Source organism: Chryseobacterium formosum, assembly GCF_026460885.1.
Classification (GTDB): Bacteria; Bacteroidota; Bacteroidia; order Flavobacteriales; family Weeksellaceae; genus Chryseobacterium; species Chryseobacterium formosus.
Genome location: NZ_JAOVZW010000033.1, coordinates 37,529 through 63,840 on the forward strand (window position 1 = coordinate 37,529; position 26,312 = coordinate 63,840).

At 37.5% G+C, this 26,312-nt stretch carries 28 protein-coding genes; 21 read left to right on the plus strand and 7 right to left on the minus strand.

Going from position 1 to position 26,312, the window contains the following annotated elements:
* Positions 1–22: 22 nt before the first annotated feature.
* Positions 23–943: a helix-turn-helix domain-containing protein gene (locus OF897_RS20755; protein WP_267267581.1), complete on the plus strand. Its 921-nt coding sequence runs from the start codon at positions 23–25 to the stop codon at positions 941–943.
* Positions 944–1,010: 67 nt separating this feature from the next.
* On the opposite strand, the gene OF897_RS20760 is transcribed toward OF897_RS20755, so the two are convergent.
* Both OF897_RS20760 and OF897_RS20765 read right to left on the minus strand, forming a co-directional pair.
* On the minus strand, positions 1,011–1,163 hold the full coding sequence (locus OF897_RS20760; RefSeq protein WP_267267582.1) for a hypothetical protein: 153 nt from the start codon (positions 1,161–1,163) through the stop codon (positions 1,011–1,013).
* 114 nt (positions 1,164–1,277) lie between these two features.
* Entirely contained in the window at positions 1,278–1,409 is a 132-nt protein-coding gene (locus OF897_RS20765; protein WP_267267583.1) for a hypothetical protein, read from the minus strand.
* A 48-nt stretch (positions 1,410–1,457) separates the two neighbouring features.
* Here OF897_RS20765 and OF897_RS20770 point away from each other — a divergent pair, with 48 nt between their 5' ends.
* From OF897_RS20770 to OF897_RS20780, 3 genes are all read left to right on the plus strand, one after another.
* Complete coding sequence (locus OF897_RS20770) at positions 1,458–1,721, plus strand: hypothetical protein (RefSeq protein ID WP_267267584.1); 264 nt, start codon at positions 1,458–1,460, stop codon at positions 1,719–1,721.
* 122 nt (positions 1,722–1,843) lie between these two features.
* Complete coding sequence (locus OF897_RS20775; protein ID WP_267267585.1) at positions 1,844–2,695, plus strand: AraC family transcriptional regulator; 852 nt, start codon at positions 1,844–1,846, stop codon at positions 2,693–2,695.
* A 74-nt stretch (positions 2,696–2,769) separates the two neighbouring features.
* Positions 2,770–3,492 carry a ferredoxin reductase domain-containing protein gene (locus tag OF897_RS20780; protein ID WP_267267586.1) on the plus strand — a complete coding sequence of 241 codons (723 nt, stop codon included), beginning with the start codon at positions 2,770–2,772 and terminating at the stop codon, positions 3,490–3,492.
* A 310-nt stretch (positions 3,493–3,802) separates the two neighbouring features.
* Here OF897_RS20780 and OF897_RS20785 read toward each other — a convergent pair whose 3' ends face one another.
* The 4 genes from OF897_RS20785 to OF897_RS20800 form a co-directional block, all read right to left on the minus strand.
* The gene (locus OF897_RS20785; protein WP_267267587.1) at positions 3,803–4,714 is read right to left on the minus strand and encodes a helix-turn-helix domain-containing protein; all 912 of its coding nucleotides are present in this window, start codon (positions 4,712–4,714) and stop codon (positions 3,803–3,805) included.
* 79 nt (positions 4,715–4,793) lie between these two features.
* Positions 4,794–5,246: an ester cyclase gene (locus tag OF897_RS20790; protein WP_267267588.1), complete on the minus strand. Its 453-nt coding sequence runs from the start codon at positions 5,244–5,246 to the stop codon at positions 4,794–4,796.
* Positions 5,247–5,311: 65 nt separating this feature from the next.
* Complete coding sequence (locus OF897_RS20795) at positions 5,312–6,076, minus strand: SDR family NAD(P)-dependent oxidoreductase (RefSeq protein WP_267267589.1); 765 nt, start codon at positions 6,074–6,076, stop codon at positions 5,312–5,314.
* Positions 6,077–6,513: 437 nt separating this feature from the next.
* Positions 6,514–7,683, minus strand: coding sequence for a serine hydrolase domain-containing protein (locus tag OF897_RS20800; protein WP_267267590.1), 1,170 nt, complete (start codon positions 7,681–7,683; stop codon positions 6,514–6,516).
* Positions 7,684–7,727: 44 nt separating this feature from the next.
* On the opposite strand from OF897_RS20800, the gene OF897_RS20805 reads away from it, so the two are divergent.
* The 8 genes from OF897_RS20805 (at position 7,728) to OF897_RS20840 (ending at position 18,064) form a co-directional block, all read left to right on the plus strand.
* Complete coding sequence (locus OF897_RS20805) at positions 7,728–8,105, plus strand: hypothetical protein (protein WP_267267591.1); 378 nt, start codon at positions 7,728–7,730, stop codon at positions 8,103–8,105.
* Between the two features lie 150 nt (positions 8,106–8,255).
* Entirely contained in the window at positions 8,256–8,402 is a 147-nt protein-coding gene (locus OF897_RS20810) for a hypothetical protein (protein ID WP_267267592.1), read from the plus strand.
* A gap of 184 nt (positions 8,403–8,586) precedes the next feature.
* Positions 8,587–9,156 (plus strand): 3'-5' exonuclease, encoded by a 570-nt coding sequence (locus OF897_RS20815; RefSeq protein WP_267267593.1) that lies wholly within the window; start codon positions 8,587–8,589, stop codon positions 9,154–9,156.
* Between the two features lie 133 nt (positions 9,157–9,289).
* Complete coding sequence (locus OF897_RS20820) at positions 9,290–10,021, plus strand: WG repeat-containing protein (RefSeq protein WP_267267594.1); 732 nt, start codon at positions 9,290–9,292, stop codon at positions 10,019–10,021.
* Between the two features lie 190 nt (positions 10,022–10,211).
* Entirely contained in the window at positions 10,212–12,860 is a 2,649-nt protein-coding gene (gene xyl3A, locus OF897_RS20825) for a xylan 1,4-beta-xylosidase (RefSeq protein WP_267267595.1), read from the plus strand.
* 383 nt (positions 12,861–13,243) lie between these two features.
* On the plus strand, positions 13,244–13,846 hold the full coding sequence (locus OF897_RS20830; RefSeq protein WP_267267596.1) for an SDR family NAD(P)-dependent oxidoreductase: 603 nt from the start codon (positions 13,244–13,246) through the stop codon (positions 13,844–13,846).
* A gap of 16 nt (positions 13,847–13,862) precedes the next feature.
* Positions 13,863–15,038 carry a mannonate dehydratase gene (uxuA, locus tag OF897_RS20835; protein ID WP_267267597.1) on the plus strand — a complete coding sequence of 392 codons (1,176 nt, stop codon included), beginning with the start codon at positions 13,863–13,865 and terminating at the stop codon, positions 15,036–15,038.
* A gap of 17 nt (positions 15,039–15,055) precedes the next feature.
* Positions 15,056–18,064 carry a DUF4982 domain-containing protein gene (locus OF897_RS20840; protein WP_267267598.1) on the plus strand — a complete coding sequence of 1,003 codons (3,009 nt, stop codon included), beginning with the start codon at positions 15,056–15,058 and terminating at the stop codon, positions 18,062–18,064.
* A 133-nt stretch (positions 18,065–18,197) separates the two neighbouring features.
* Here the strand turns inward: OF897_RS20840 and OF897_RS20845 are convergent, their stop codons facing one another.
* Positions 18,198–18,563 (minus strand): winged helix-turn-helix transcriptional regulator, encoded by a 366-nt coding sequence (locus tag OF897_RS20845; protein ID WP_262152696.1) that lies wholly within the window; start codon positions 18,561–18,563, stop codon positions 18,198–18,200.
* Between the two features lie 106 nt (positions 18,564–18,669).
* Between OF897_RS20845 and OF897_RS20850 the strand changes: the two genes are divergently transcribed.
* The 9 genes from OF897_RS20850 to OF897_RS20890 all read left to right on the plus strand — a co-directional run bounded on the left by OF897_RS20850 (position 18,670) and on the right by OF897_RS20890 (position 25,716).
* The gene (locus OF897_RS20850; protein ID WP_267267599.1) at positions 18,670–19,374 is read left to right on the plus strand and encodes a nitroreductase; all 705 of its coding nucleotides are present in this window, start codon (positions 18,670–18,672) and stop codon (positions 19,372–19,374) included.
* Between the two features lie 14 nt (positions 19,375–19,388).
* Positions 19,389–20,723, plus strand: coding sequence for an NtaA/DmoA family FMN-dependent monooxygenase (locus OF897_RS20855; RefSeq protein WP_267267600.1), 1,335 nt, complete (start codon positions 19,389–19,391; stop codon positions 20,721–20,723).
* 18 nt (positions 20,724–20,741) lie between these two features.
* Positions 20,742–21,500 carry an NADPH-dependent F420 reductase gene (locus tag OF897_RS20860; protein ID WP_267267632.1) on the plus strand — a complete coding sequence of 253 codons (759 nt, stop codon included), beginning with the start codon at positions 20,742–20,744 and terminating at the stop codon, positions 21,498–21,500.
* Between the two features lie 23 nt (positions 21,501–21,523).
* Positions 21,524–21,946, plus strand: a complete 423-nt coding sequence (locus OF897_RS20865; RefSeq protein WP_267267601.1) for an organic hydroperoxide resistance protein — start codon at positions 21,524–21,526, stop codon at positions 21,944–21,946.
* 52 nt (positions 21,947–21,998) lie between these two features.
* Entirely contained in the window at positions 21,999–22,907 is a 909-nt protein-coding gene (locus OF897_RS20870) for an NmrA family NAD(P)-binding protein (protein WP_267267602.1), read from the plus strand.
* A 573-nt stretch (positions 22,908–23,480) separates the two neighbouring features.
* Complete coding sequence (locus OF897_RS20875; protein ID WP_267267603.1) at positions 23,481–24,515, plus strand: LLM class flavin-dependent oxidoreductase; 1,035 nt, start codon at positions 23,481–23,483, stop codon at positions 24,513–24,515.
* Positions 24,516–24,585: 70 nt separating this feature from the next.
* Positions 24,586–24,852, plus strand: coding sequence for a hypothetical protein (locus OF897_RS20880; RefSeq protein ID WP_267267604.1), 267 nt, complete (start codon positions 24,586–24,588; stop codon positions 24,850–24,852).
* Complete coding sequence (locus OF897_RS20885; RefSeq protein WP_267267605.1) at positions 24,824–25,447, plus strand: LLM class flavin-dependent oxidoreductase; 624 nt, start codon at positions 24,824–24,826, stop codon at positions 25,445–25,447. Before OF897_RS20880 ends, OF897_RS20885 begins: the two co-directional genes overlap by 29 nt.
* 98 nt (positions 25,448–25,545) lie before the next feature.
* Positions 25,546–25,716, plus strand: a complete 171-nt coding sequence (locus OF897_RS20890) for a hypothetical protein (protein WP_267267606.1) — start codon at positions 25,546–25,548, stop codon at positions 25,714–25,716.
* Positions 25,717–26,312: the final 596 nt, after the last annotated feature.

The window sequence follows — 26,312 nt, forward strand, 5'->3', positions numbered from 1 at the left end:
TAGATCTTGGAAACTCAATAAGATGAATGTGCAACAGCCCTACAGAATAAAAAGCATCAAAGAATATCATAAAATATTAGGTATTGGTGCACCGGAACATCCGATGATCAGTGTCATAGACCTTACCGACATTACGCCTTACAAAAGTGAGGACAGTGTCAAGGTGATCTTTGATTTTTACATCATCTCACTCAAAAAGGTAGATTCCGGGGATGTACAGTACGGTTATGGTCAGCAGAAATATGATTTCGATAATGGCATTCTATTCTTCATAGCACCCAATCAGGTTTTTTCATTTAAAGCAGACGAAGATTTTAAAAGTTCAGGAAGTATGTTGCTCATCCATCCTGATTTTTTGTGGGGAAGCGCACTAGCAAAAACGATCAAGAAATATGAGTTTTTCAATTATGCGGTGAACGAAGCTCTTTTTGTTTCTGAAAAAGAAGAACTTGTCTTGAACAGTTTCATTAAAAATATCGAGGGGGAATATCATTCACACATCGATAGATTCAGTGAGGCAATTATTATCTCTCAAATAGAATCTTTCCTTAATTATTCAGACAGATTTTATATGCGTCAGTTTCTTACCCGTAAAATATCGGGAAACCAGATCCTGAACAAATTGGAAAAAATCCTTGATGACTATTTTGCTGATGACAATATCATCAACAAAGGCTTGCCAACCGTACAGTATGTTGCCGGACTTCTAAATTGTTCGCCCAACTATCTGAGTGGAGTTTTGAAAACCCTTACCGGTCAGAATACCCAACAGCACATTCACGAAAAGATCATTGAAAAGGCAAAAGAAAAACTTTCGACGACCACACTTACCATTGGCGAAATTGCTTTTGAGCTGGGATTCGAGTACCCGCAGTCTTTCAGCAAATTGTTTAAAAGCAAGACCAATCTTTCTCCGGTCGAGTTCAGGACGTCTTTCAATTAATTCAAATTTCTAATCATCTTATGATCGACTTTTTAGCATCACTCAAAACAAGAAATGAGTGCTTATTTTATTTTGGACTGCTATGTCTGTCAATTGCAGCGTTGATATTGATAAGATCAAAATTCAGCGATGTACAGATCAACGGCGTGAATGTCTTGTACAAACCATTTAAATTTGCTCTGTCAATGGGTATATTTAGCTTAACGATGGGTTGGTACATGGGTTATCTTACTTCTTATAAATATATCAATTTATATAACTGGTCATTGATCATCTTTCTTGGATTCGAAGTCTTTTACGTCACACTTCAGGCCTCGCGAAGTCAGTTGTCCCATTATAACGTCAGTTCAGCATTATATACTTCATTGACTGTCGCAATGGCAATTGCAGCAATAGCAGCAACTGTATTACTGGCTATATCGGCATCCTGTTTTGTACTAAGAATTTTCCCGAATTTCCCGATCATTATCTTTGAGCCATTCGCTTAGGCATCTTTTTATTTGTGATATTTGCTTTGGAAGGTGCCGTTATTGGTGCCAATGGTTCGCCTAGAGTTGGTGGTCAAGATGGCGGAGCAATACCTTTTCTTAATTGGAGTCTTAAATATGGCGATCTGCGCATTGCACATTTCGTAGGGATGCATGCCTTGCAGATATTGCCATTACTTGCATTTTATATATTCAAGGATGTTAGGGTGGTTATTTTGGTTGGCTTAATGTACGGTTTGTTAGCGTTATTTTGTCTGGTGCAAGCTCTGAACGCTAAACCGCTATTATAATAAATCTTTTATCGATACTACTTCAGGTAAAATATCCTGTCGTCAGTAGAGAATTCTAAAAATTAAAAACTGCTTTTTAATTATGGATAAACTGTCGTAACTTGTATTTATAATAGTTAAGTATGTCATTTAAGCCAAAATTCATTCCATTAAATACTTTTCCCGATGTTGAAAGCAAAGGCATTATTATTGAAAAATCGTATGTTAAAGATCTCCAATTAGAAAGAATAAGAAAAGCTCACAGGGATAACTACCATTTATTCTTTATTTTGGAACAGGGAAGCGGAATATTTGAAGTAGATTTCAAACAGTATACAATTATATCACCTTCTCTCATCTACATTCAGCCATATCAGGTACATCGGGGCATTTCTTTTAAGGACGGGTATTTTACTGTAGTTCTTATAAGCGACGAAAACCTTAACGCTGAATACCTTGATCTGTTAAAGAAAATGGCTCCTGCAGATCCTCTGATGTTGGAAACTAAGCTCTTTGATGTTTTATCAGATGCAATAGCAGTTTGTATAAAAATGAAGGATCTTGAGAGAAAATTATACCATTCTATATTGAAAAATAGTTGCAACGCTCTGATAGGATTGATTATCTCTGAGTTTTTAAAAAATTCTGTTCAGACAGATCCACAGACCCGTTCTGAAGTTATTATGAGCAACTTTAAATTTTTATTGGACGAGAAATTCGCTGCAGAAAAAAATCCCAGGTACTACGCTGAAAGGTTGAATATTTCTACAGCCTATTTAAATGAATGCACTAAAAAGGCTACCGGTAATACAGTTTCCTATCATATACAAGAAAGAATAATGTTGGAAGCAAAACGTCTTTTGTTTCATTCTTCAAAGTCTGTCAAAGAAATTGCACATTATCTGGGATATGAAGATCATTCGTATTTCTCGCGCCTATTTAATAACTTAACGGGAATGACTGCTTTAACGTTCAGAAGAAAAAGCTTCGAATAGTCCTATACTTACACATTCCAATCCATTTTAGCGCTTTGTATTTCTTGGTTTCTTTGTATCACTAAATTAAAGATATGCCAACAGCACCCAAATGGCTCAACGATGCCCTTGAAAAAATAGCACCATCATTTTTAAGAACAGTAAAAGTGGAAAATTCTGTTTATCTCAACCCTTATTTAAAGAAGGTTCGTTTAAGAGGGGATTTCACAACTTTGAATTTTGATCCGGGATTCACAATTTCACTTAGGGTCACTCCAAATGATCTACGCCACTATACTGTTTCCTATGCAGACCAGTCAAAGAAAGCCATTGAATTTGTAGCTTACCTGCACGGTAATTCAGTCGGAGCCGATTACATACGCGATCTTCAGTTTGATGATCAAAAAATAAAGTTAGCGGTCTTGGGAAGTGATAAACAGTACGACCCAACTGTAAAAAAGCAGCTGATCTTTGGGGATGAAACCTCGTTAAGTTTGATGCTCAGTTTTTTACCCTTTCTTAAAAGGAATGATCATCAATTCATCTTTTATATAGAATTGGAAGAAGAAAACAAGATAATTCCTGAAATAATTGGCTTATGCAATTATAAAATTTTTTCAAAAAAAGAGGTGTTTAGTAATGTAGAAAGTATACAGCAATTGCCCCTGTTAAGTAATCAAGAGTGGTCGGATGCCAATATAATACTGACAGGAAATGTCAATTCTATCCGGAACTTCAGAAAAGCTTTGAAAGTAAATGATCATAAGGGTAAAATCTATCTTAAAGGATACTGGCTTGAAGGTAAAAAAGGATTATAATTAGAGATACTATGAAATTCCTGTTAATAAAAGATCAGAATAAGCATCAACAGAATATTATTGATTCAATATCGGAATTCTTATGGGATTCAGGTCACGAAGTAGCTAAGATACATTCTGATTGTAATATTGAAAAAAGAGAAGACTCTGATGATCACGATTATATTATAAAAATAGCTGATATTCCCGTACTCATCAACCTGATCATAAATCGTGTGATATAAAAGAATATAAATTTTCAGTAATGGTCAAAGTAAACAAAATGTAAGCTCCTTCATTCCAACGATATTTGAACACAAGCTTTTATTTTTTAATTGAATGATCTCCGAAACTCCATTGGCGAAACGTTGGTTTTCAGCTTGAAAAGTTTGCTGAAAGACTGAGGATGTTCAAATCCGAGCTCGTATGCGATCTCACTCACTGAAAGATCAGTGGTAGATAATTTCTCTTTCGCTTTTTCGATCATTTTTTGGTGTATATGTTCCTGAACATTTTTACCGGTCAGCTGTTTCAGCATACTGCTCAAATAATCGGATGAGACATTCATAGCATCAGCAACGTTCTTTACCGTAAGAAGACCACCTTCCTGCTGTTCCTCAAATGAGAAATGTGAATTTAAAAAATTCTCAACTTTCGTCAGCATTTGATGGCTGCTGATCTTTCTGGTGATAAACTGGCGGTTGTAATACCTATCGCAGTATTTCAGCAGGAGTTCTATCTGAGCGATAATAAGATCCTGAGTGAATTTATCAATATTGGTATAGTATTCCTGTCTGATGCTCTCAAGAATGCCGACAATGATAGTTTCTTCTTTATCAGAAAGGAACAGCGCCTCATTAATAGAATAATCAAAAAATGTATAACTTTTAATGTTTTTTGCCAATGGTGAATTCCATAAAAAATCCGGGTGGATCTGTAAAAGATAACCGGAGCCGTTATGCAATGTATCAGGTTCTTTCTCAAGTCGTAAAACCTGTCCGGGTGCAATAAAAGACATCAGCCCTTCATCAAAATCATACATCTGCTGCCCATAGTGAAGCTTTGCTCCGATGTCACGTTTTAAGGCAATAGAATAAAAATCCATCACAATATTTACCGCTTTTTCATCCTCTGGAAATTGTACCAAAGCATAATCAACCAGGCTAATTAAAGGATGTTCGGGCTTGGGAAGGCCTCTGAACCGATGATACTCTGTGATAGATCTTATCCTAACTATTTCCATAAATACAAATTTAAATTTTTGATCGCGAATTTCAGGCTCATTCTTCTAAAATATCATTAGAATAAATTCCTTTGAAATTCTAGTGGTCCTTTGCAGATGCTCTGCTCTTCATTAGCAGTCCAAACCAATCTTCTAAATGCCACGTATGCGTAAGCTTGCCATCTTTTAAATAATGAAATTCGTGCAGGGCTATTGATACTTTTTTGTGCGTTGGCGGGATTCCCATTATTTCGTTAAAATGGGTAAATTCCATAGAAGCTCTCACCGCCGCACGCTCATGCGTCCCGAAAATATCGTGGATGACAATCTCAATATCTGGACATACTATGAAAAGATACTTCATAATCTCCTGCAGACCTTTTGGACTATCCTCCTGTCCAGGCGCCAGAGGAATATCTCTCCAGTCAGGCATACAGATCTCATCCAGTATTTCCGGCTGTTTCATTTTAAATGCGCCGTAAAATTTTGTTATGGTTTCTATTTCTCTTTGAGTTAAGGCTTTCACCATTGACCCATTGGCTTCATTTTCCATTTTGCAATTGTTTAAATATTTTCATCTGAAGTATCAAAAATCTAATTCTATTACTTACTTCAGATCTAAAGATTAGAGCCTCCAGAGATCTCTATACGCTGCGCATTGATCCAGCCTGCCGCATCGCTGCATAAAAAGGCTACTACACCTCCGATATCTTCAGGAAGTCCGACTCTTCCGAGAGCCGTCTGTGATGCCAGATATTGATTCATCTCTGCATTATCACGAACTGCGCCTCCCATTATATCTGTTTCAATTGCGCCGGGAGCTACAACATTGACCCTGATATTTCTTTTTCCCAATTCTTTTGCCTGATATTTTGTCAACACCTCCATTGCGCCCTTTAATGCTGCATAAGCCGCAAAACCCGGTGTGGCGAAACGTGTAAGACCGGAAGAAACATTGACGATACCTCCGAAAGGATTGATCTGAGGCAACAGCTTTTGGGTGAGGAAAAATGGCCCTTTCAGGTGTACATTTTCCATTTCCGTGAACTGATCTTCAGTAAGATTTTCAAATTCTGCATAATGGATAAATCCGGCGTTGTTGACTAGAAAATCAAATCTGTCCGTATTTAATTGAGACTGCAATTCTGATGTTAAAGTTTTTGTAAATTCATCGAAACTGGAAGAATCTGAAACATCAAGCTTTAATGAAATTCCTTTTTGTCCGAGTTCTTCAATTTGTTTTACAACTTCTTCGGCAGCTTCTTTTTGACTGTTGTACGTAAAAACGATATCCAGGCCATTTTTAGCAAGACTTATTGCCATATTTTTTCCTAGCCCACGGCTTCCTCCTGTAACGACTGCAATTTTGTTTTGAGATGACATACTTCTGTTTTTTAATATTAATGTGAAGCAAAGGTATGTCGACAATGGAACGAGGATTTAGCCATATCCTATCTGTTTGTAGCCATAAACAGAAATTGATGTGATTACATTCAAAACAGCAATTTTGTTCTTAAATTATCAGATTGATGTTAAAGCTGATCTGTTACTCTTGATATTCATTGACAATCACTATCTCTTTGAAGCTGTAATGATCAATTGTAAATTTTATATAACTATTGTTTTTGAAGCTATCTGAATTTTCTACAGTAGTGTATTCCGTGGTCACTGCATAAAAAAAACTTTTATGGTATCTGGGGTCAGAGATTCCAGACCCTCCCTCCGCAAATAGAGTTCAGCGTATTGAGGATGACTTTGTGAAACAATTTGATTCTTATATTTAATAATCTTACTTCACTAAAGAATCATTTTAGCAAGGACTATTTTGAAAATTCATTTTTCATCTTTAATGTTTTTAGCCAGCTCTGGTAGATTGGAAACCAAACCCGATCACCATTAGATCCGTTACATAAAACAATGATACCGCTCTTTGTTGGCAGATCCAAAAATAGTGCAGCACTCCATCCTACATTTTCGCCCGTGTGTCCTAAGGTTCTGAAACCTTCGTAGTTCATGAACCGATATCCAAGACCACTTTCGCCTTCATTGGAATTTGGAAGGACAGGCGCTTCCATTAACTTGATGGTTTCAGGTTTCAAAACTTTATTCAATTGTTTTGGATCACGGGTAATTGACAACTCTGCGAAATGAGCAAGATCCTTGATAGTGGTCTGAAGTCCTGCCGCTGCTTTTTCAGTGAAGATCCGGTTTTTTACAGGATTACCATTCTCGTCGTATGCCGTTGCTGAATTAGCCATCATTTCTGCTGTCCACTCATAGCTGCTATGTTTCATTCCAAGCGGTAGGAAGATATTATTTTTCATATATGTGGTAAAACTTTGGTTGGTTTTCTCTTCGAGAAGCAGTTGTGCTACTGTGAAGCCTCCTCCGGAATAGTCCCATTTAGTTCCCGGCTCACTGATAAGATGTACAGTTTCGCCATTCCGTTTGGTTTTCCCGTTCAGTGATTCTTCCAAGCTTAGCAGTAGAGTTCCTTGGTCTGATCCGCCATAGCCATGAACAGAAAGTCCTGCAGTATGACTTAAGATTCGTCTTAATGTTACTTTTGATCTGTCAAAGTCAGATTCCGGCAGATGCCATCGGGATAGCATTGGATCAACGGGATCGTCTAATTTGACTAGATCTTTTTCAGTGAGTTGCATAAAGCCCCACGCAGAGATCAGCTTGGATATGGAACCGATATTAAAGATCGTTTCAGAAGTTACAGGTTTTTTGCTTGCAAGATCCGCATAACCGATCGATTGTATCCAGGCGATCTTTCCATCCCGGATCAAAGCTACTGCGGCTCCGGGAACATTATTTTTTACAGTAAGCTCTTGTCCTGATTTTTCAATTTCCACATATAACGGATCTGTTGTAAGACGAATAATATCCTGTGATCTGCTTGCAGAGCAGGAAAAGACCAAAGCCAGATAAGCAACAGACAAAGTCACTGCAAAGAATTTTTTTGATCGAATAGTATATTTCATAGATTTTAATTGACCAACACTCAAATGTCCGAAAAAATAAGACAATGATATACTTGAATATTTCATTTTCTCCCATTGCATACTCAAACATTTTTCAAACTAATAAAGAGAACATGTTCGGTAAGAGTAAACTGAACTGGACTAGAGATACATTCAGCAAATTATATGAGAAGCTTGATAAAGCAAACTGCATTGGAATCTGCAATAGAAAACCAGTGGAGATCGAATACGGTTTTAGTAGAATGGCACTATTAAGTTTTATGGTATTTGACAAAAATTTAACCGTTGAGCAACAAAAAGAATATTCCGATGACTGTATGAGTATGTTTTATAAAGAAAATATTGTCTTGAATTATGTTAGTGGAGCTACAGGCAATTTATGTACACCAGAATTTAAAAGGAAAAATAATGCGGGCAGGTAACATGAGTTTGGTGAGATTGCGAATTTTGTGGTGAAATTACGTGTGCGTTTCGCAAGAAATTGATCTTTATTTAAAATAATAAGTTCTTAAGTTCACAACATATCCAAGCGCCGGAAGTTATTTATACATAAAACAAAATCTGAATAAACGATGAAAAACACTAAAATCACAGCAAAAATTTCTTGTCATAATGAATTTGGTTTTGTTACTACCGATTTCAAAATACATCCTAAAGAAAGTAAAGAAGATACTTTAAAAGATATTTTGAATAAGCTAAGCTGCCAAAGAAAACATTAAAGACGTGGGAATCTATCTCATTTGATGATATAGAAGTTCGTAAAGATTGGTTAATTGAACCAGATTTTGATTTTTGTAAAAGTCATCAAATTTTAGAAAACAACTAATCTCGCAAAACAATAATATGCGTTAATAGATTGCGTAGTAAGATTATAATTTTGAAAAATAATATAAAGGCTACAAAATGAAATTTTCAAGTGATTTAGTTATTTATGATTTAGAAGGAAGTTGCAAAACTTTTGGACAAAATGAAATAAATGAAACTAATATAATAGAAATAGGCGCTGTAAAATTAGACAAGAAGACATTTGAAATTAAAAGTGAATTCTCAATTTTAATAAAACCAAAGCATTTTCCAATCCTACCGGAAATTACAGAAATCACAAATATTTCCAATGAAATGGTTGAAAATGAAAAGTATTTTGATGAAGCAATCCTGCTTTTTTTAGATTGGTACGGAGAAAAAAATAAATCAACATTAGCGGGTTGGGGATTATACTACGACTTACCGCTTCTGCGGAAAGAATTTAATGAATTTGGACTTGACTATAATAAATATTTTGTTGGTGGAGGTTTTGACATCAGAGCACTAGGTGTTTTTTGGTTAGCAAAAAAAAATATCTCAACATCTGGAATTTCGCTGGAAAGGGTTTTAGAAAAGATGAATGTAAAACAGGATTTTAAATTTCATAGAGCATTAGACGATGCAAAAGCAACTGCATTGATATTACAGCAAATTCTTAGTGAAAAATAATGACTTGCCAATGACGAAGTTTAGGCTTCGAAATGTGCACCGTCGCAAAGCGTCGAAAGTGATCGATTGATAAAATAAAAAAACGATCTTTAACTATTAACCATTGACCTGATTTTAAATAAAAATAATCATTATGGAAAACCCAATTGATCTTTATGATAACTTATTTTTTTCGAAAGAATTAGAATATGCAATTTTTCAGTTAAAAAGCGGGGAAGTATTTAGCGCAAAAAACAATTCTCTAGAAAAACTTGAAATTACCAAAATCGTTGATTCAAAAAATAATAATGTTCGCTATTTCAACTATAAAGATGGTAAAAAAAAGTGGGGAATTATTCATATATCGGGACATGAAATAATTCCTCCAATTTACGATTATATCTCGCCATTAATTGCTGATGAATTTTACAAAATTTTCATGGGTGACTATTCATGGGAGTATGACGATCACTCATCTGACTATTTTTCAGAACATATAGATACCCATTCTTGGAATGGAGATTATTTTATGGGCAAATTATCAACCGGACAATGGGGGCTGGTTGCGATTCATGGTTCAAGTTATACTGTTTTGATTGCTCCGGAATTTAGTTGGTTGATAATGATAGACAAAAAAATTGTTTGTTGTAATGTTGGAGGAAGTCTTATAAAATGGTATGATGGAGATGATAAAAAAGAATACATTCAAGTTTACGATGGGCTGTGGAAAGTTATCGAAGCTTCAAAATGGCATAATAGAGTAGAGACTGAACTTGGTGACTTTGAGGAAGTTGTAGAAAAATTCAAGTCAGAATATTCCAAACAGTTTATCGAAGAATTTACATACACGTATCAATTTATTTTTGATCCGCAAAAAATCTATTAGTAAGCTGAAATCATTTTTGCCTGATCGCCAAGCTGCAAAAGTTTATGATTAATCAAATAAAATCTCACAAAACGATCACATTAAGTTAATTCTTATCTTTTTTAAAAAATAGTAAATTCCATGTTGAGCAGAAATTCTTGACACCATTATATCCCTAATTATTGTACTTTGCAGTATAATAATCAAAAATATGCTACATCAATATTCAAGTTGGTTAAAACATTCTTTCGAGTTTTTAAATTTAAAAAAAGGTATTCTGTCCTTTACAGTTTTTTTATCAGTAACACTACATTCCCAAATTTATCCATATCAGGATAACAATTTATCATTTGAAAAACGAGCTGATGATTTACTGTCCAGATTAACTATTGAAGAAAAAATAAGCCTGATGATGGACTCGTCACAACCTGTAAAAAGGTTGGGGATTAAAAAGTACAATTGGTGGAATGAGGCATTGCATGGTGTTGCGAGAGCGGGTCAGGCAACAGTTTTTCCTCAACCTATAGGGATGTCTGCAACTTTTGATAAAGAATTAATCTATAAAGTCTTTTCGGCAGTTTCAGATGAGGCAAGAGCTAAGCACACTATTTTTTCAAGACAGGGAAGTTATGAACGATATCAAGGCTTAACAATGTGGACTCCTACAATTAATATTTTCCGAGATCCAAGATGGGGTAGAGGAATTGAAACCTATGGTGAGGATCCTTTTCTTACCAGTCTTTTAGGAGTAGCTGCTGTAAGAGGTCTTCAGGGTTCAGGAGATCTGAAAAAGTCAAAATATGATAAAGTGCACGCTTGTGCGAAACATTTTGCCGTTCATTCCGGTCCTGAGTGGAACCGACATTCTTTTAATGCGAAGAATATTAAAACACGTGATCTTTACGAAACATATCTTCCGGCTTTCGAGGCTTTAGTTAAAGAAGGCAACGTCCAAGAAGTGATGTGCGCTTATAATCGATTTGAAGGAGAACCCTGTTGTGGGAATGATCAGCTTTTAATGCAGATTCTCCGAAAAAAATGGGGCTTTCAAGGGATTGTCGTCTCAGACTGTGGCGCAATTGCCGACTTCTATAAAGAGAGTGCACACAACACCCATACAGATGCAGCTAAAGCTTCAGCCGCAGCAGTATTAAGCGGTACAGATTTAGAATGTGGCTCGAGCTACAAAAGCCTTATGAAAGCGATGAAAGATGGCGATATCTCTGAAAGTGCAATCGATATCTCTGTAAAAAGATTACTCTTGGCAAGATTCAAACTTGGAGAAATGGATAGAGCGTCCGATGTAGAATGGACGAGAATAAATCCTGATGTTATTGCTTCTCAAAAGCATGCTGCCATTGCGTTGGAAGCTGCCCAAAAATCCATAGTGCTTTTACAAAACAGAAATAATATTCTTCCTTTAAAAAAGGATGGAATCAAAATCGCAGTGATGGGGCCAAATGCTAATGATTCAATCATGCAATGGGGAAACTATAATGGCACGCCTAAAAACACGGTCACGATTTTACAAGGTATTAAAAATTCTGTTGGGAAGAACTCCAATATCATTTACGAACAAGGTTGCGGACTCGTTGAGGATTATGTTTTTGACAGTGCATTTGCTTACTGTAAAAGCGAGGGCAAAAAGGGAATGTCTGCAAAATACTGGAACAACATTTCAAAAAACGGAGATACTGTCCTTCAACAGCTTGATCATCCATTTTCACTCTGTACTTCAGGTGACACTGTTTTTGCTCAGGGAGTTCAACTGAAAGATTTTTCTGCAGAATATAACACGTTTTTCGAGCCAGCAGAATCTGGGGAGGCTTCTATTCAAATGTATGTCAATGGAAAAGTTGATTTAAAGATTGACGGAAAAATTGTTGTCAGTACGAAAACCGGTCACGGTCCTAAGAAAGTTAATTATCAGTTCCTTGTTGAAAAAGGAAAAAAGTATCAGATTGAAATTGATTTTGCTTATCACAGTGGTGATGCTCAATTGAATTTTGACATCGGTTTCCAAAGAAAGTCAGATTTCCAAAAATCACTTCAAAAAGTCAGTGATGCGGATGTTATTGTTTTTGTGGGCGGAATATCACCTTCTTTGGAAGGTGAAGAAATGGGGGTTGATTTTCCTGGTTTTAAAAGAGGCGACAGAACAGATATCGAACTCCCTCAGACGCAGAAGAGCCTACTGAATGCCTTAGAAAAAACAGGTAAGCAGATCATTTATATCAATTGTTCAGGATCAGCGATCGCTTTAGATTATATTGCTAATATGAGTGCTGCAGTAATACAGGCCTGGTATCCCGGCCAGGAAGGAGGAACTGCAGTAGCTGATATATTATTTGGAGATTACAATCCCTCAGGCCATTTACCAATAACTTTTTACAAGAACAGTTCGCAGCTTCCAGATTTTGAAAACTATGATATGGAAGGGAGAACGTACCGATACTTGAGAACTGATCCCTTGTTTGTTTTCGGACATGGTCTCAGCTATAGCTCATTTAAGTATGGAAAGATCAAAGCGGATAAAAACAGGATTAAGAGAGGTCAATCACTGCAACTTTCAGTGCTTGTAAAAAATAAAAGTAAGGTCGATGGAACAGAAACTGTTCAGCTGTATCTTAAGAAAAAAGATGATCACAATGGGCCAAACAGAGAACTTCGAGCCGTAAAAAAAATATTTATATCGGCAGGAAAGTCTGAAAAAGTAGATTTTCTCCTGGAAGCAAAAGATCTTAAATCTTGGAATGCGGAATTAAATGAAATGGATATACAAGTTGGAATTTATACATTAGAAATAGGAGGTAGCTCAAAAGCCGAAAGCTTAAAAAGTTTAGAATTTAGTATTAGATAAAGTCGTCATCTTAAAAAAAAATAACGATCTAGTATAAATTTTAGCTTATTGATTGTATGTTAAATTTATTGCCATGACACTACAAGATGCGCAAATAATAACATCTTGCTAATTTTCATGTTCTTACTAAAAGTTAATCCTACTTGAATTAGTCGGTAATATTTGAGAGATATATTTCCGTAGCGAAACCTATTAGACGTACAAAAATGGAAGTAGTTTTATAGAAAACTTTACAGGTAAACAGATTTTTTTAGAGTTTAGGCTGTGAGTCCTCGAACTGTCATTTCGTTCTATTACATAGCCCTGATACCCATAACTATGTGTAATAAAAAGATTCATTATAAATACATCAGTCTAAAAGGAGTTTACTTAAAATAAATATTATGAGTAGTAATTTCAATAATAAAATAATAGTCATTACAGGCGGTGCCGGAGTCTTAGGCTCTGGTTTCAGCAAAGCTTTTGCAAAACAAGGCGCCAAAGTTGTCATCCTGGGAAGAGATGAAGCTAAAGACCAGAATTTGGCGGATCAAATTATTGCTGATGGTGGCATTGCAATGGGCTTAGGGGCCGACGTTACCAACTTGGATTCTCTCAAAGAAGCACATGGTTTAATTAATGAAAAATTCGGGAAGACAGATATTTTAATTAATGGCGCAGGCGGAAATCATCCCGACAGTGTTACTGCACACGAAGTTTTTGATATCGAAAAATCGGTGGACAAAGATTTTTTTTCATTGACTGGAGAATCTATTCGATTTGTGATGGATCTGAATTATATGGGAACACTTTTACCCATTCAGGTTTTTGCCAAGGACATGGTCGGCAGAAAAGATTGTTCAATTGTCAATATTTCTTCCGTGGCAGCGCTTCATCCGTTGACCAAAATTCCTGCATACATCGCAGCTAAAGCAGCCATAGCAAATTTTATCACAGGTATAACAGTTCCGGTTGACGGAGAATTTACTGCTTATGGAGTCGTTTAATCACAAAAATTTAGGGATGACGCAAACCTGGAGATGGTTTGGCCCGCAGGATCCGGTTTCTCTTTCGTACATCAAAATGGCGGGAGCAACGGGCATCGTGACAGCATTACATCATATTCCGAACGGAGAGGTCTGGAGTGTTGATGAGATTCAGAAAAGAAAAAAAATCATTGAGGAAAGCGGATTGACTTGGGAAGTCGTAGAAAATGTTCCCGTGCACGAAGATATCAAAAAAAGGAAAGGCAATTACGAACTTTATATAGAAAATTATCAGCAGTCCATTCGAAATTTGGCGCAGTGTGGCATCAATACGATTTGCTATAATTTTATGCCGATTTTGGATTGGACACGCACCGATTTGAAATTTGAACTTCCCGACGGCAGCAAAGCACTTCGTTTTGACCAACTGGAATTTGCAGTTTTTGAATTGTTTATTTTAAAACGGAAAAATGCAGAAAGCTATTACAACTCAGTACAGATAGAGAAAGCTCAGGCGTTATTTGAACAAATGTCTGAAACTTACAAAACGCAACTTTCCAACAACATCATTGCCGGACTTCCCGGTGCTGAAGAAGGTTATCAATTGGATAAATTCAATGACCTGATCAATGAATATTCGGAAATTGGAGAACAGGGATTGCGTGACAATTTGAAATCATTTTTAAAAGAAATTATTCCTGTCGCAGCAGAAAATCAAGTGTTAATGGCAATCCATCCCGATGATCCACCGTTTCCGATTTTAGGTTTGCCAAGGATTGTCAGCACAGAATCTGACGCTATGGAAATTATTCAGACAGTCGATTCTATTTACAACGGACTCTGTTTCTGTACAGGCTCTTTCGTTGTTCGGCCAGATAATGATTTGGTGGGAATGATTGAAAGATTAGGTGATAGAATCAATTTCATTCATCTCCGTTCGACAAAAAGAGACGAGGACGGAAATTTCTTTGAAGCCGACCATCTTGCAGGCGATGTTGATATGTATGGCGTTGTAAAAGCCTTGCTGAATGAGCAGAAAAAAAGACTGATTTCCGGAAGAACCGATTATCAATTATCAATGCGACCGGATCACGGACATCAAATGCTTGACGACTTAGCGAAAAAATCGAATCCCGGTTACAGTGCAATCGGCAGACTTCGCGGTTTGGCAGAGCTACGTGGTTTGGAGCTGGGAATCCGCAATAGTTTTTAATTAAATAAATCTTCGATATGAAATACTTTTCAATCAAATTCTCAATCTTATTTTTAATGATTTTGAGTGTATCATCACAGCTTTGTGCACAAATAAAATTTGACCCCGAAATTCAAAAATATAATTTCAACAGTCAATGGTTGCTGAATGTGGGCGATGTGAATGACGGAAAAGCAATTTCGTTCAAAGATGAAAACTGGAAAAAAGTAACGCTTCCGCACGCGTTCAATGAAGATGAAGCCTTTAAAGTGGCGATTGACAGCTTATCAACGTCTATTGTTTGGTACAGAAAGCATTTTAAACTTCCAAAACAGGCAAAAGGAAAAAAGATTTTCTTAGAGTTTGAAGGCATTCGTTTCGGTGGTGAATTCTTTATCAACGGACAATCGGTTGGGATTCACGAAAATGGCGTAATGGCATTCGGTCTGGATATTTCTGAATTTGCGAAATTTGGAAATGAAGACAATGTTTTTTCTGCCCGGATAGATAATTCCTGGAAGTATAAGGAAAAGGCAACCGGACAAGGCTATCAGTGGAATGACAAAAATTTCAACGCCAATTATGGTGGAATTCCTAAAAATGTCAATTTATACATTAAAGAAAAAGTCTATCAGACGCTTCCGCTTTATTCCAATCTCGGAACTACCGGAACTTATATCTATGCGAAAGATTTTGATATTAAAAATAAATCTGCAGTTATTCACGCAGAATCTGAAGTGTTTAATGAGTTTTCTGAACCTAAAGATGTCAGATTTGAAACAGTCGTCAAAGATCAAAAGGGGAAAGTCGTAAAGACCATAAAAGGTACTGAAACCAAAATTTTACCCGGACAAAAAACGATTTTAAAAGCAGAAGCTCAGGTCAATGATTTGGAATTTTGGAGTTGGGGTTTTGGTTACTTATATACCGTTTACACAGATTTATATGTCAATAATAAATTAGTTGACCGAGTCCAGACCAAAACAGGATTTAGAAAAACGAAATTTGAAAAAGGAATGGTTTACCTCAATGACCGCGTGATTCAGTTGAAAGGGTATGCTCAGCGAACCAGCAATGAATGGCCGGCAGTTGGCATGTCTGTTCCGGCTTGGCTGAGTGATTTCTCCAATAAACTGATGGTGGAAAGTAATGCCAATCTCGTTCGCTGGATGCACGTGACGCCTTGGAAACAAGATGTAGAAAGCTGCGATAGAGTAGGATTGATGCAGGCTATGCCCGCAGGTGATGCCGAAAAAGATGTCTCAGACAGACGTTGGCAACAGAGAACTTTGTTAATGCGTGATGCGATTATTTACAACAGAAATAATCCGAGCATTGTTTTCTACGAATCCGGAAACGAATCTATTTCGGAAGAACATATGGCTGAAATGAAAGCCATTCGAAATCAATACGATCCATTTGGCGGAAGAGCCATTGGTTCACGTGAAATGCTTGACAGCGAAATTGCAGAATATGGCGGAGAAATGCTTTACATCAACAAATCGGCTGATATTCCTATGTGGGCAACGGAATATTGCAGAGACGAAGCGCTCAGAAAATATTGGAATGACTATTCTTATCCTTACCACAAAGATGGTGACGGAACTTCCTATTATAGATCCACTGTAACCAATAAAGTGGAAAAAAGAGAAGACGCTCAAGTCTATAACCGAAACCAGGATACTTTTACCAAAGAAACCGTAACCCGATGGTATGACTATTACAGAGTTCGCCCTGGAACCGGAGACAGAGTAAGTTCGGGTGGTGTCAATATTATTTTTTCCGATACCAACACGCATTACCGCGGCGTTGAAAATTACAGAAGAAGCGGCGAAGTAGATGCGATGCGGATTCCCAAAGATGGTTTTTTTGCCCATCAGGTGATGTGGGACGGTTGGGTAGATGTTGAAAATTACCGAACGCACATCGTAGGACACTGGAATTATCCTGCGAATACTCAAAAAGATGTTTTCGTGGTTTCAAGTGGCGAAAATGTAGAACTTTTCATTAATGGAAAATCGTATGGCTTTGGCGAAAAATCAGATGGATTTTGGTTTACTTTTAAGAATATTAAATTCCAACCCGGAAAGATTGAAGCCGTTAGCTATAATAATCAAAATAAGGAATTGAGCCGTGATAAAATTCAGACCGCAGGGAAACCACACTCGATTAAATTAAAAAAATGGAATGCTGCAGATGGTTTCAAAGCAGACGCGGCAGATTTGGTGCTGGTAGAAGTGGAAGTTGTTGATGAGCAAGGCAATCGCTGTCCGCTAGCCAATAATTTAATTTCATTTGAGTTAAATGGTCCTGCAGAATGGCGCGGCGGAATTGCAAAAGGAAAAGATAATTATATTCTTTCAAAAAATCTTCCGGTAGAAAGCGGGATTAATCGCGTTCTGGTTCGTTCAACGCTTGAGAAAGGAGAGATTTCTCTCAAGGCAAAAGCAGAAGGATTGATTTCGGATGAGATTAAATTTAATTCCATTCAAATCGATGAGAAAGATGGTTTGTCGGCTTACAAAAGTGGGGATTTCCAAGCAGCGAATCTTTCGAGAGGCAAAACACCTTCAACACCATCTTATAAAATTTCAAGAAAGTCGGTAGAAATTGAAAAAGCTGAAGCGGGAAGCAATCAGGAGAAAGCAAAATTTAGTTTTGACGATAATGAATTGAATCAATGGGAAAGCCAAGGCGATATCTCTAAAGCTTTTATTACCTACACTTTGAAGAAAGAGGCATTAATCAGTGAAGTTGAAATGAAACTGGTTTCCTGGCGAAACAAAAGTTATCCTATTAAAATTTCTGTGGATGGTAAAGTCGTGTATCAAGGGATGACGCCGAAGACTTTGGGATATTTCTCGATCCCATTTGCAGTTCCTACCAAAGGCAAAGCTGTAAAGGTAGAATTGATGGGCGATGTGGCGGAAAAAGATGCATTTGGCGGCGTTGTGGAAATTACCGGAAAGAAAGAATTGCAGGAAGGTAAAAAAGCAAACCGTTCGCTAGGTATTGTAGAGATTGAGGTGTACGAAAAAGCAGATTGACATTTAATAGAGTAACAAATTTTAGAAGTAGTCTTAGAAGACGATCGGAAAAAACATTGTTATTCCAACAGTTGATTTTATGTCTTGAATATTTATAACAATAGAATAGAAACAAAACATTCTTCATATAATATTAACCATTATCTTCCTCTTTGGCACCAAAAACTTTTTCACGATGGTTAATTCCCCAGTCTTTCATAGCATAAATTATCGGCGTCAATGTATCTGCATAAAGTTCTCTTGTATAAGTTATTTTTACCGGATAATCATTCGTAATTGTTCTCTTTATCAGCTCATGCTGTTCTAATTCTTTTAATTCTTTCGCTAAAACTTTGGGTGTGATTCCCGGAATGCTGTCCTGAATATCAGTAAACCTGTCATTCCCTACCCCTATAGATACGAGTATAGGAAACTTCCACTTTCCGCTCATTACATCTAAAAAATCACGTACCGGTTTTATCGTGTCAATGCAATTGTTGTAACCTCGTTTTACTGCCATAATATCAGTTTAATAAAAAATTCACTTTCCTTGAGGAAAGAACTATACAAAGTAAAGCAATTTTGTCGGAACTTTGTATAAGGATTAAAAAAAAACATCTTGGATTATGGATAGAAATATGACAGAAGACATTCAGCATAGCAATTTGACATTTAAAGAAGTATTAAGATCAAGAAAATCTTGCCGCGGATTTTTAGATACACCCGTAGCAGAAAATATCATTACTTCTTTACTGGATGATGCAAAATATTCACCCTCAAACTGCAACACTCAGCCCTGGGAAACACATATCATTTCAGGAAATAAATTAAGAGAATTGTCCGAGTCTTTGGTAAGAGAAAATAAAGCAGGAAGATTTTCTCCGGATTTTAGTTTCGACGTTCATGATTATCATGGCCAATACAAAGAGCGGTATTTTAACCTTGGCCAGACCATGTATGAGGCGTTTGATGTACAACGTGAAGATAAAGAAGGTCGAAAAGAAATTGCAGACAGGAACTATACTTTCTTCAATGCGCCACATGTTGCAATACCATTTATGCCCTCATTTGGTGATAATGTACGTGTGGGAGGTGATATAGGAATGTATGGACAGACCTTTTTGTTATCCCTTACCGCTCATGGTCTTGCAGGCATCCCGCAGACAGCACTCGGCTTTTTCGCAGGAACTATAAGGGAAATCTTAAATGTGCCTGAAGAATTCAAAATGCTGTTTGGAATTTCATTTGGCTACGCCGATCCCAATTCACCAGGTAATTCATTTAAGTTAGGAAGAGATCCGATTTCCAGCAATGTCATTTTTCATCAATAATAAATAGTTTGAGAATGGAAAATAGAAAGAATAGAAAGATGATCATCGGCCTGACTTCCGGCAATGGTTACGGCTTTCAACCGGGCGCATGGCGTACACCAGGTATTGATCCAACAGACTACACCAGTTATGATGCCCGCGTGAGACACGCACAGGTCGCTGAAAGAGGTAAGTTTCAGTTCATATTCCTGCCGGATGGTCCTTTTACTGATGATTCTTCTCTTCTTGAAACCGAAGCGCCCAACTTCAATCTCGATGTAATGATGACCTTGGCGGCCGTTGCAAGGGAAACCAAACGGATCGGCCTGGTCGCTACAGGTTCGACCACTTTCAATGCCCCATATACATTGGCGAAACAGTTTAAGGCACTCGATATTATGAGCCACGGAAGAGCGGGCTGGAATGCCATTACTTCCACCAGTAATGATGTGGCAGCGATCTACGGACAAACCATTCCATCCAGCAGAGACCGTTATGGTAGAGCTCATGAAGTGGTTCAATTGGTTCAGGCATTTTGGGGAAGTTGGGGAAAAGATGCATGGGTACATAATCAGCAAAGCGGTCAATTTGCAAAGTACGATGAGATTGCTACAGTCAGTTTAAAAGGCAATTATATTAATGCCAGGGGAACACTATACATTCCACCCTCGGAACAGGGACAGCCAATTGTCTTTCATGCCGGCGGAAGTCCCAATGCCCACGAGTTCGCAGGAAGGTTTGCAAACGTAGTGATAGGCGCTGCGTTCACAATTGAAGACAGCATACAACAGCGTAACGCATTTCGTGAGTCAGCAAAGAAGTATGGACGAGATCCTGATGAGATCAAGTTTATCGCAGGAATGATGACCACCATTGTTAAAGACCGTCGAACAGCACTTGACCGTCGGTTGCAGCTCATGGGACACCTTCTCCCACAGCGCATAGCGTATCTTCAGCAGATGCTTGGTATCAGACTGGATGGTAACGATTTAAACGAACCTCTTTCGCAGAAGCAATTGGAGGCAGCACGCCCTTCTCCTTATGATCCACGTTCTGCCATCGCTCTTAAAATTGCAAAGGAAGGCTGGAGTCTGAAGGATGTCATTGCACATGGGATCATTGATTACCATCCCTCCATCGTGGGACCTGGTATTGAGGCAGCCGATCACATGCAGGCGTGGTTTGAGGCCGGAGCCTGCGATGGTTTTTGGATCTCGCCCGACGTACTGGATGATGGAATTGATGCTTTCGTAGATGAAGTAGTTCCGATTTTACAGGAACGTGGACTTTTCCACAAAGACTATGAAGGCACAACATTAAGGGAACATATCGGTGCCCCTGAACAATATGGAATTGACCCACGGGTTTAAAACAGAAAATTATTAATTATAAAATTTAAGAATATGAAAATAGGAATTGTTGGAACTGGAGCCATAGGAAGTCTTTTGGCAAAGAAATTATCTAAAGCCGGGCACAATGTAAAAGTGACCAACACACGGGCAATGCCTGAATTGGAAAAAATTGCAGCCGGTTTGGGCGCAAAAGCCGCAACACTACAGGATGTGGTAAAAGATGTTGATGCCATCATCTTTTCTATGCCTTTCAATGCGTATAAAGATCTGCCAACAGATTTATTAAAAGAGGTGCCTCAGGATGTGGTGGTGATGGATACATCAAATTATTATCCTTTCAGAGATGGCAACATCGCAGAGTTGGAGGAGATCACGGAAAGCGAATATATTTCAGGCATATTAGACCGACCGCTTGTTAAAGTGTTCAACAATATTCTGGAAGGTACATTGAAACATAAGGGCACAGCAGCCAGGACAGAAGGGAGAATAGCTATTTCTATAGCGGGAGATAATGATGAGCATAAGAAGGTTGTAACTCAAATAGTTGATATTACAGGTTTTGACACCGTTGATGGTGGCACATTGGCTGAATCTTGGAGACAACAACCGGGAACTCCGGCTTATTGTACTGAACTCGAAGAAGCAGAATTAAAAAAAGCATTGGAAAGCGCTGAAAAAGGAAAAGCTCCTGGCATAAGAGATTCTATCATGGACGGTTTGAGAAGTAAAGATTCTTGGCCGACTTACGAAGAAATTTTAGCAGGTAACCGTTTGCAACAGAAAGGAAAGAATTAAATCAATAATTAAAATACGTAATAATGAAAATTTTGTATACAGCACAAGTCACCGCAACTGGTGGAAGAAATGGACAGGTAGTAAGTGATAACGGAGTTCTAGATCTACAGGTGAGAGCACCAAAAGCAATGGGCGGTGCTAACGATGAGTACACCAATCCGGAGCAGCTGTTCGCAGCCGGTTATGCAGCATGTTTTGACAGTGCGCTTAACCACACCATTCGTCTGGAAAAAGTAGAAACAGGAGAAACCACAGTTACGGCAAAAGTCTCGATCGGCCCTTTAGATGGTGGAGCTTTTGGATTGGCTGTGGAGCTTGCCGTTAATATTTCGAATGTTTCTCTTGAAGAAGCAAATCGTCTTACTGAGCGTGCGCATCAGGTTTGCCCATACTCAAATGCTACTAAAAATAATATTCCAGTCAGCATCTTTACTACAAATGATTAAGCTAGACCCTTAGTTTTGTCAGCTATCACAGATTAACTTAAATACAGCTCAAATGAATAATAGTCAAAATCCCACGATTCTGGTCCTGGGAGCCAGCGGAACAATCGGGAAGCAGGTAGTTAAAGAACTTGAGGAAAAATCCGTCAACATACGGATAACTTCGAGAAAAAAGGCAGAAGTAGACAGGCTGCGTAGCGAAGGCAAAGATTGCAGATTTCTTGATTTGGATGATCCTACTACGTTTGCTTTGGCACTCGCAGGGGTAGACCAGGTTTTTTTACTCACAGGTTACACCGTTGGTATGCTTACGCAAAGTAAAACTTTGGTGGACGCTGCTAAAAAAGCTGGCGTAGGTCATATTGTACACGTAGGTGTTTTTGCCGAATGGGATACTACAGATTCCCACTTTGCATGGCACCAGATGATCGAAAAATACATTGAAGCTAGTGGTGTCGCGTGGACACACCTTCATCCCAATATGTTTATGGAAGCCTTAACGGGTGCTTACCTTCCAAAGAATCTAACCTACACCACCTATTGGAAAGACCGTAGAGTAGGCTATGTCGCGGCAAGTGATATTGCTGCAGTTGCTGCAAAAGTTCTGCTAGATGATCCTGATCGGCATGCAGGTAAAGATTATTGGCTGAGTGTGGAGAGCTACAATGGAAAAGAAATTGCCGAGCTGATGAGCAAAGTCACAGGACTTGATATTAAATGTAAGGAAAAAGGGCTTGAAGAATTCAGGGAACTGATCGAAGACTGGATTTCGAACGGTGCAGACAAATGGTACGCAAGCGCCAACGTAGAATTTGTCAAACAAATGTTGGATGGCAGAATGTCATATATGTCGATGGTTCAAAATGATATTCCGTATATTCTGGGTAGACCTGCAAAAACTGTTGAAGAATTTTTAATGGAAAATAAGGAGCTGCTGATCAGTTCCGCCACCAAAAATATTTAGAATTATTTCCAAATAGAGATTTCAATATTTCTATTTGGAATTTTCCCTTTTTTTTTGAATAATTAGATATGGTTATTTATTCTGTCATTCTTATTCCTTGATATCTTTGCAAATAAATATGTTGACTAAAAAAATCGTTTATAATCTTTGAATAAAATTTATAAATGATTTTTTTTTTTGATTGCGGAAAATAGAATTTATTTATTCAATATTTAAGCAGTAAAATCTTAAAAAAAGATTCTCGTGAATTCACTCGAATTACTTTCACCGTAGACCTTTATGCAATTACTAATTTTCTGGCCTTTCCATTATATAAGTGGAATGTGTTACTGTATCTGCATAAAGCTAGTGCATATATGTAGTTTTTACTGGACAAATTCTTTTTGCCAGTCATTATGTTTAAAGTCTCGAACGGACTTAATGATAGTTAGACATTTCATGATATCCTTTTTTTACTGCCACCAAAATCTTTTAAAACCATAAAAGGCACTTTCTTTTTGGAAATCACTATATAAAATAAAGTAATTTCCGTAACTTTGATATTGTATTTCAATTAAATATTAATGTTTAGATATGAAAACACCAAATACATCTTACTCCATCCTTGAATTGTCAATCGTTTCAAAGGGACAGACTTTCAAGGAAACCCTGAACAATTCTCTTGCTTTGGCAAAAGAAGCTGAAAAACAGAACTATAAACGGTATTGGTTTGCAGAACACCACAATTCAGACAATGTTGCAAGCAGTGCTACTTCTGTGCTAATAGGTTATGTTGCCGAAAATACAGAAAAAATCAGAGTTGGTTCTGGTGGCATTATGTTGCCCAACCACGCTCCCTTAATTATAGCCGAACAATTTGGAACTTTGGCTCAGTTGTATCCAAACCGTATCGATTTAGGACTTGGCAGAGCACCAGGAACAGATCAGGAAACTGCTCGTGAAATTCGCTCCGATTTTATGCAGGCAGCACATTCTTTTCCTCGTGAAGTGGAAAAGATACAACAGTATTTTTCTGCGGAAAATATGATTTCCAAAGTTCGTGTGCCGATTGCAGAAGGTGCCGAAGTTCCAATATATATACTAGGATCCAGTACAGACAGTGCGCATCTGGCAGCTAAAAAAGGTTTACCTTATGCCTTTGCCAGTCATTTTGCATCTACACATCTGCACCATGCTCTGCAGATTTATAAAAAAGAATTTCAGCCATCACATTTTTTAGATAAGGCCTACACGATAGCTGGTATAAATGCAATTGTTGCAGACACAGATGAAGAAGCACAGTCACTTTTTACTTCTTTGATAAAAATGTTTGTGGGTGTGCTTACCGGCGGTAGAGAACCACTGCAACCACCTGCCGAAATGAATGAGGAAATTCAGGGAATGTACAATCATCCTGCCGTCAACCAAATGCTGAAATATTCTTTCGTAGGAAGTAAAGAAACAGTGAAAAGAGAAATTCAGGACTTTCTCCGGGATACAGAAGTTGATGAACTTATCGTGGTTTCTACAATGTACAATTTGGAAGACCGTTTAAAATCTACGCGATTGTTTGGCGAAATTATGATCGAAATCAATACGGAAAAACACCGATTGTCACAGGCGAAATAATGTGCAGATTATTATCAACTTAAAAAATCATTCATGATGAAAGTGACAAATTTAAAAACGCTCTCGATACATGAAAAATAATAGAAAAAAATTAAAAATGGGAGCCGTTTTATACGGATTAGGCTGGAATTTTATGGCATGGCAACATTCTGAAATGCCATCAGATGCCAGTGAAAATATAGACTTTTATATTGAGAAGGCACAATTGGCAGAAGCAGCAAAGTTTGACACGCTTTTTTTGGTAGATGTAAGCCACGTTGGTCCCGGAAATATACCGCATTATTTAAGTATGTTCGAGGGTTTCCCTTATGTCAGCATTAGCGATGAAAACCAGTAAAATAGGTCTTTCTGCAACCGTTTCTTCTTCGTATGGTGATCCCTATAGCGCTGCGAGGCAAATATTATCGCTTGATAAGATTAGTAAAGGCAGGGCTTCGCTTAATGCAATCACGTCCAACCCTGGCGGGATGGTCAATTTTAGCCGTGGTCATTTAGGGAAGGCAGACCAATATCCTATGAATAAAGAATTTATCGAAATCCTGATAGGTTTATGGGACACCTACGAGGATGATGCAATTATAAGAAATAAGGAGAAAGGCATTTTTCTTAATCCCCGCAAAATGCACAATGTTAATTATCGGGGAGACTATTTTTCAGTTGATGGCCCTCTTAATTTGAGTCGATCCATTCAAGGCCGGCCTGTATTGTACACAGCAGGTGTATCAGAAAAGTTTATGGAACACGCCACAAATTATACAGATGGAGCCTTCATCCACGGTGAAAATATGGAAGCTACTGTTAACATTTCAAACAGAATACGTAAAAAATTAGAGGAAAAAGGACGTAGGCCAGAAGATTTCATCATTTCAATATCTCAGAATCCTATTGTAGGTAAAACGATCAGGAAGCGTTTGAGAAATACAGAGAACTGATTGAATTATACCCATATAACAGTTTACCAAGACCTTTATTTTTTGGTTCTGCTGAAAGGGTTTCCAATCAAATTCAGCAATGGTATGACGCTGGTGCAATGGATATGTTTATGATTCGTCAGGATCATCCTCACGGTATACGTGATTTTACAGAAATGGTAATACCGATTTTACAGGAACGTGGCATTTTCAGAACAGAATATGAAGCAGATACCTTAAGAGGAAATTTGGAAATTCCAAATCCACCATTCAGAAAAGTATTTGAGTAAAAGGATTCTTTATTATTTTAAAATAGTAAATGTTTTTTAAAAAATAGATTACTTTAGGGAGGGATCTGGAAGCCTCGGATTCTGAATATTAAGGTCTCTGTGCGCTGAAGACGGTTAGGAGGCAGGGCCAAAAAATCTGCCGGGTCTCAAGGAGTTTACAGTGGATTGAATGTTGGAGGTGTAAAACGTAGGCTTGAATTTGCTGATACTGATCTAAGTTGTACATGATTTTTTGATACATCATTCGGCGGGAAAGCATTAATTGGGGGCAGGAATTACAGTAAAATAGTATTAAGATAATCAGGTTTTTTTTTTATGAATTTTATTCAAACAGCAATTTTAGGGATGGTATGAATTGGAAGCGTCAAATCAATCCCTTTATTTAGAAGTTTGAATTTTATAACAGTGAATCAAAAAATAAAAATTAGTGATAAAGCAAACTGAAAAGTGGATCTTTTAGCACATTTATAAGATCGACTTGAATCTCATGACCGAATTCCTAAATATTAATAATCGTTCATAAAGGTCTTTTTCAATAAATGGTTTAGAGTTTATTATTAAAATATGCACTCAAAATGCAGGTTGGGTATTGACAT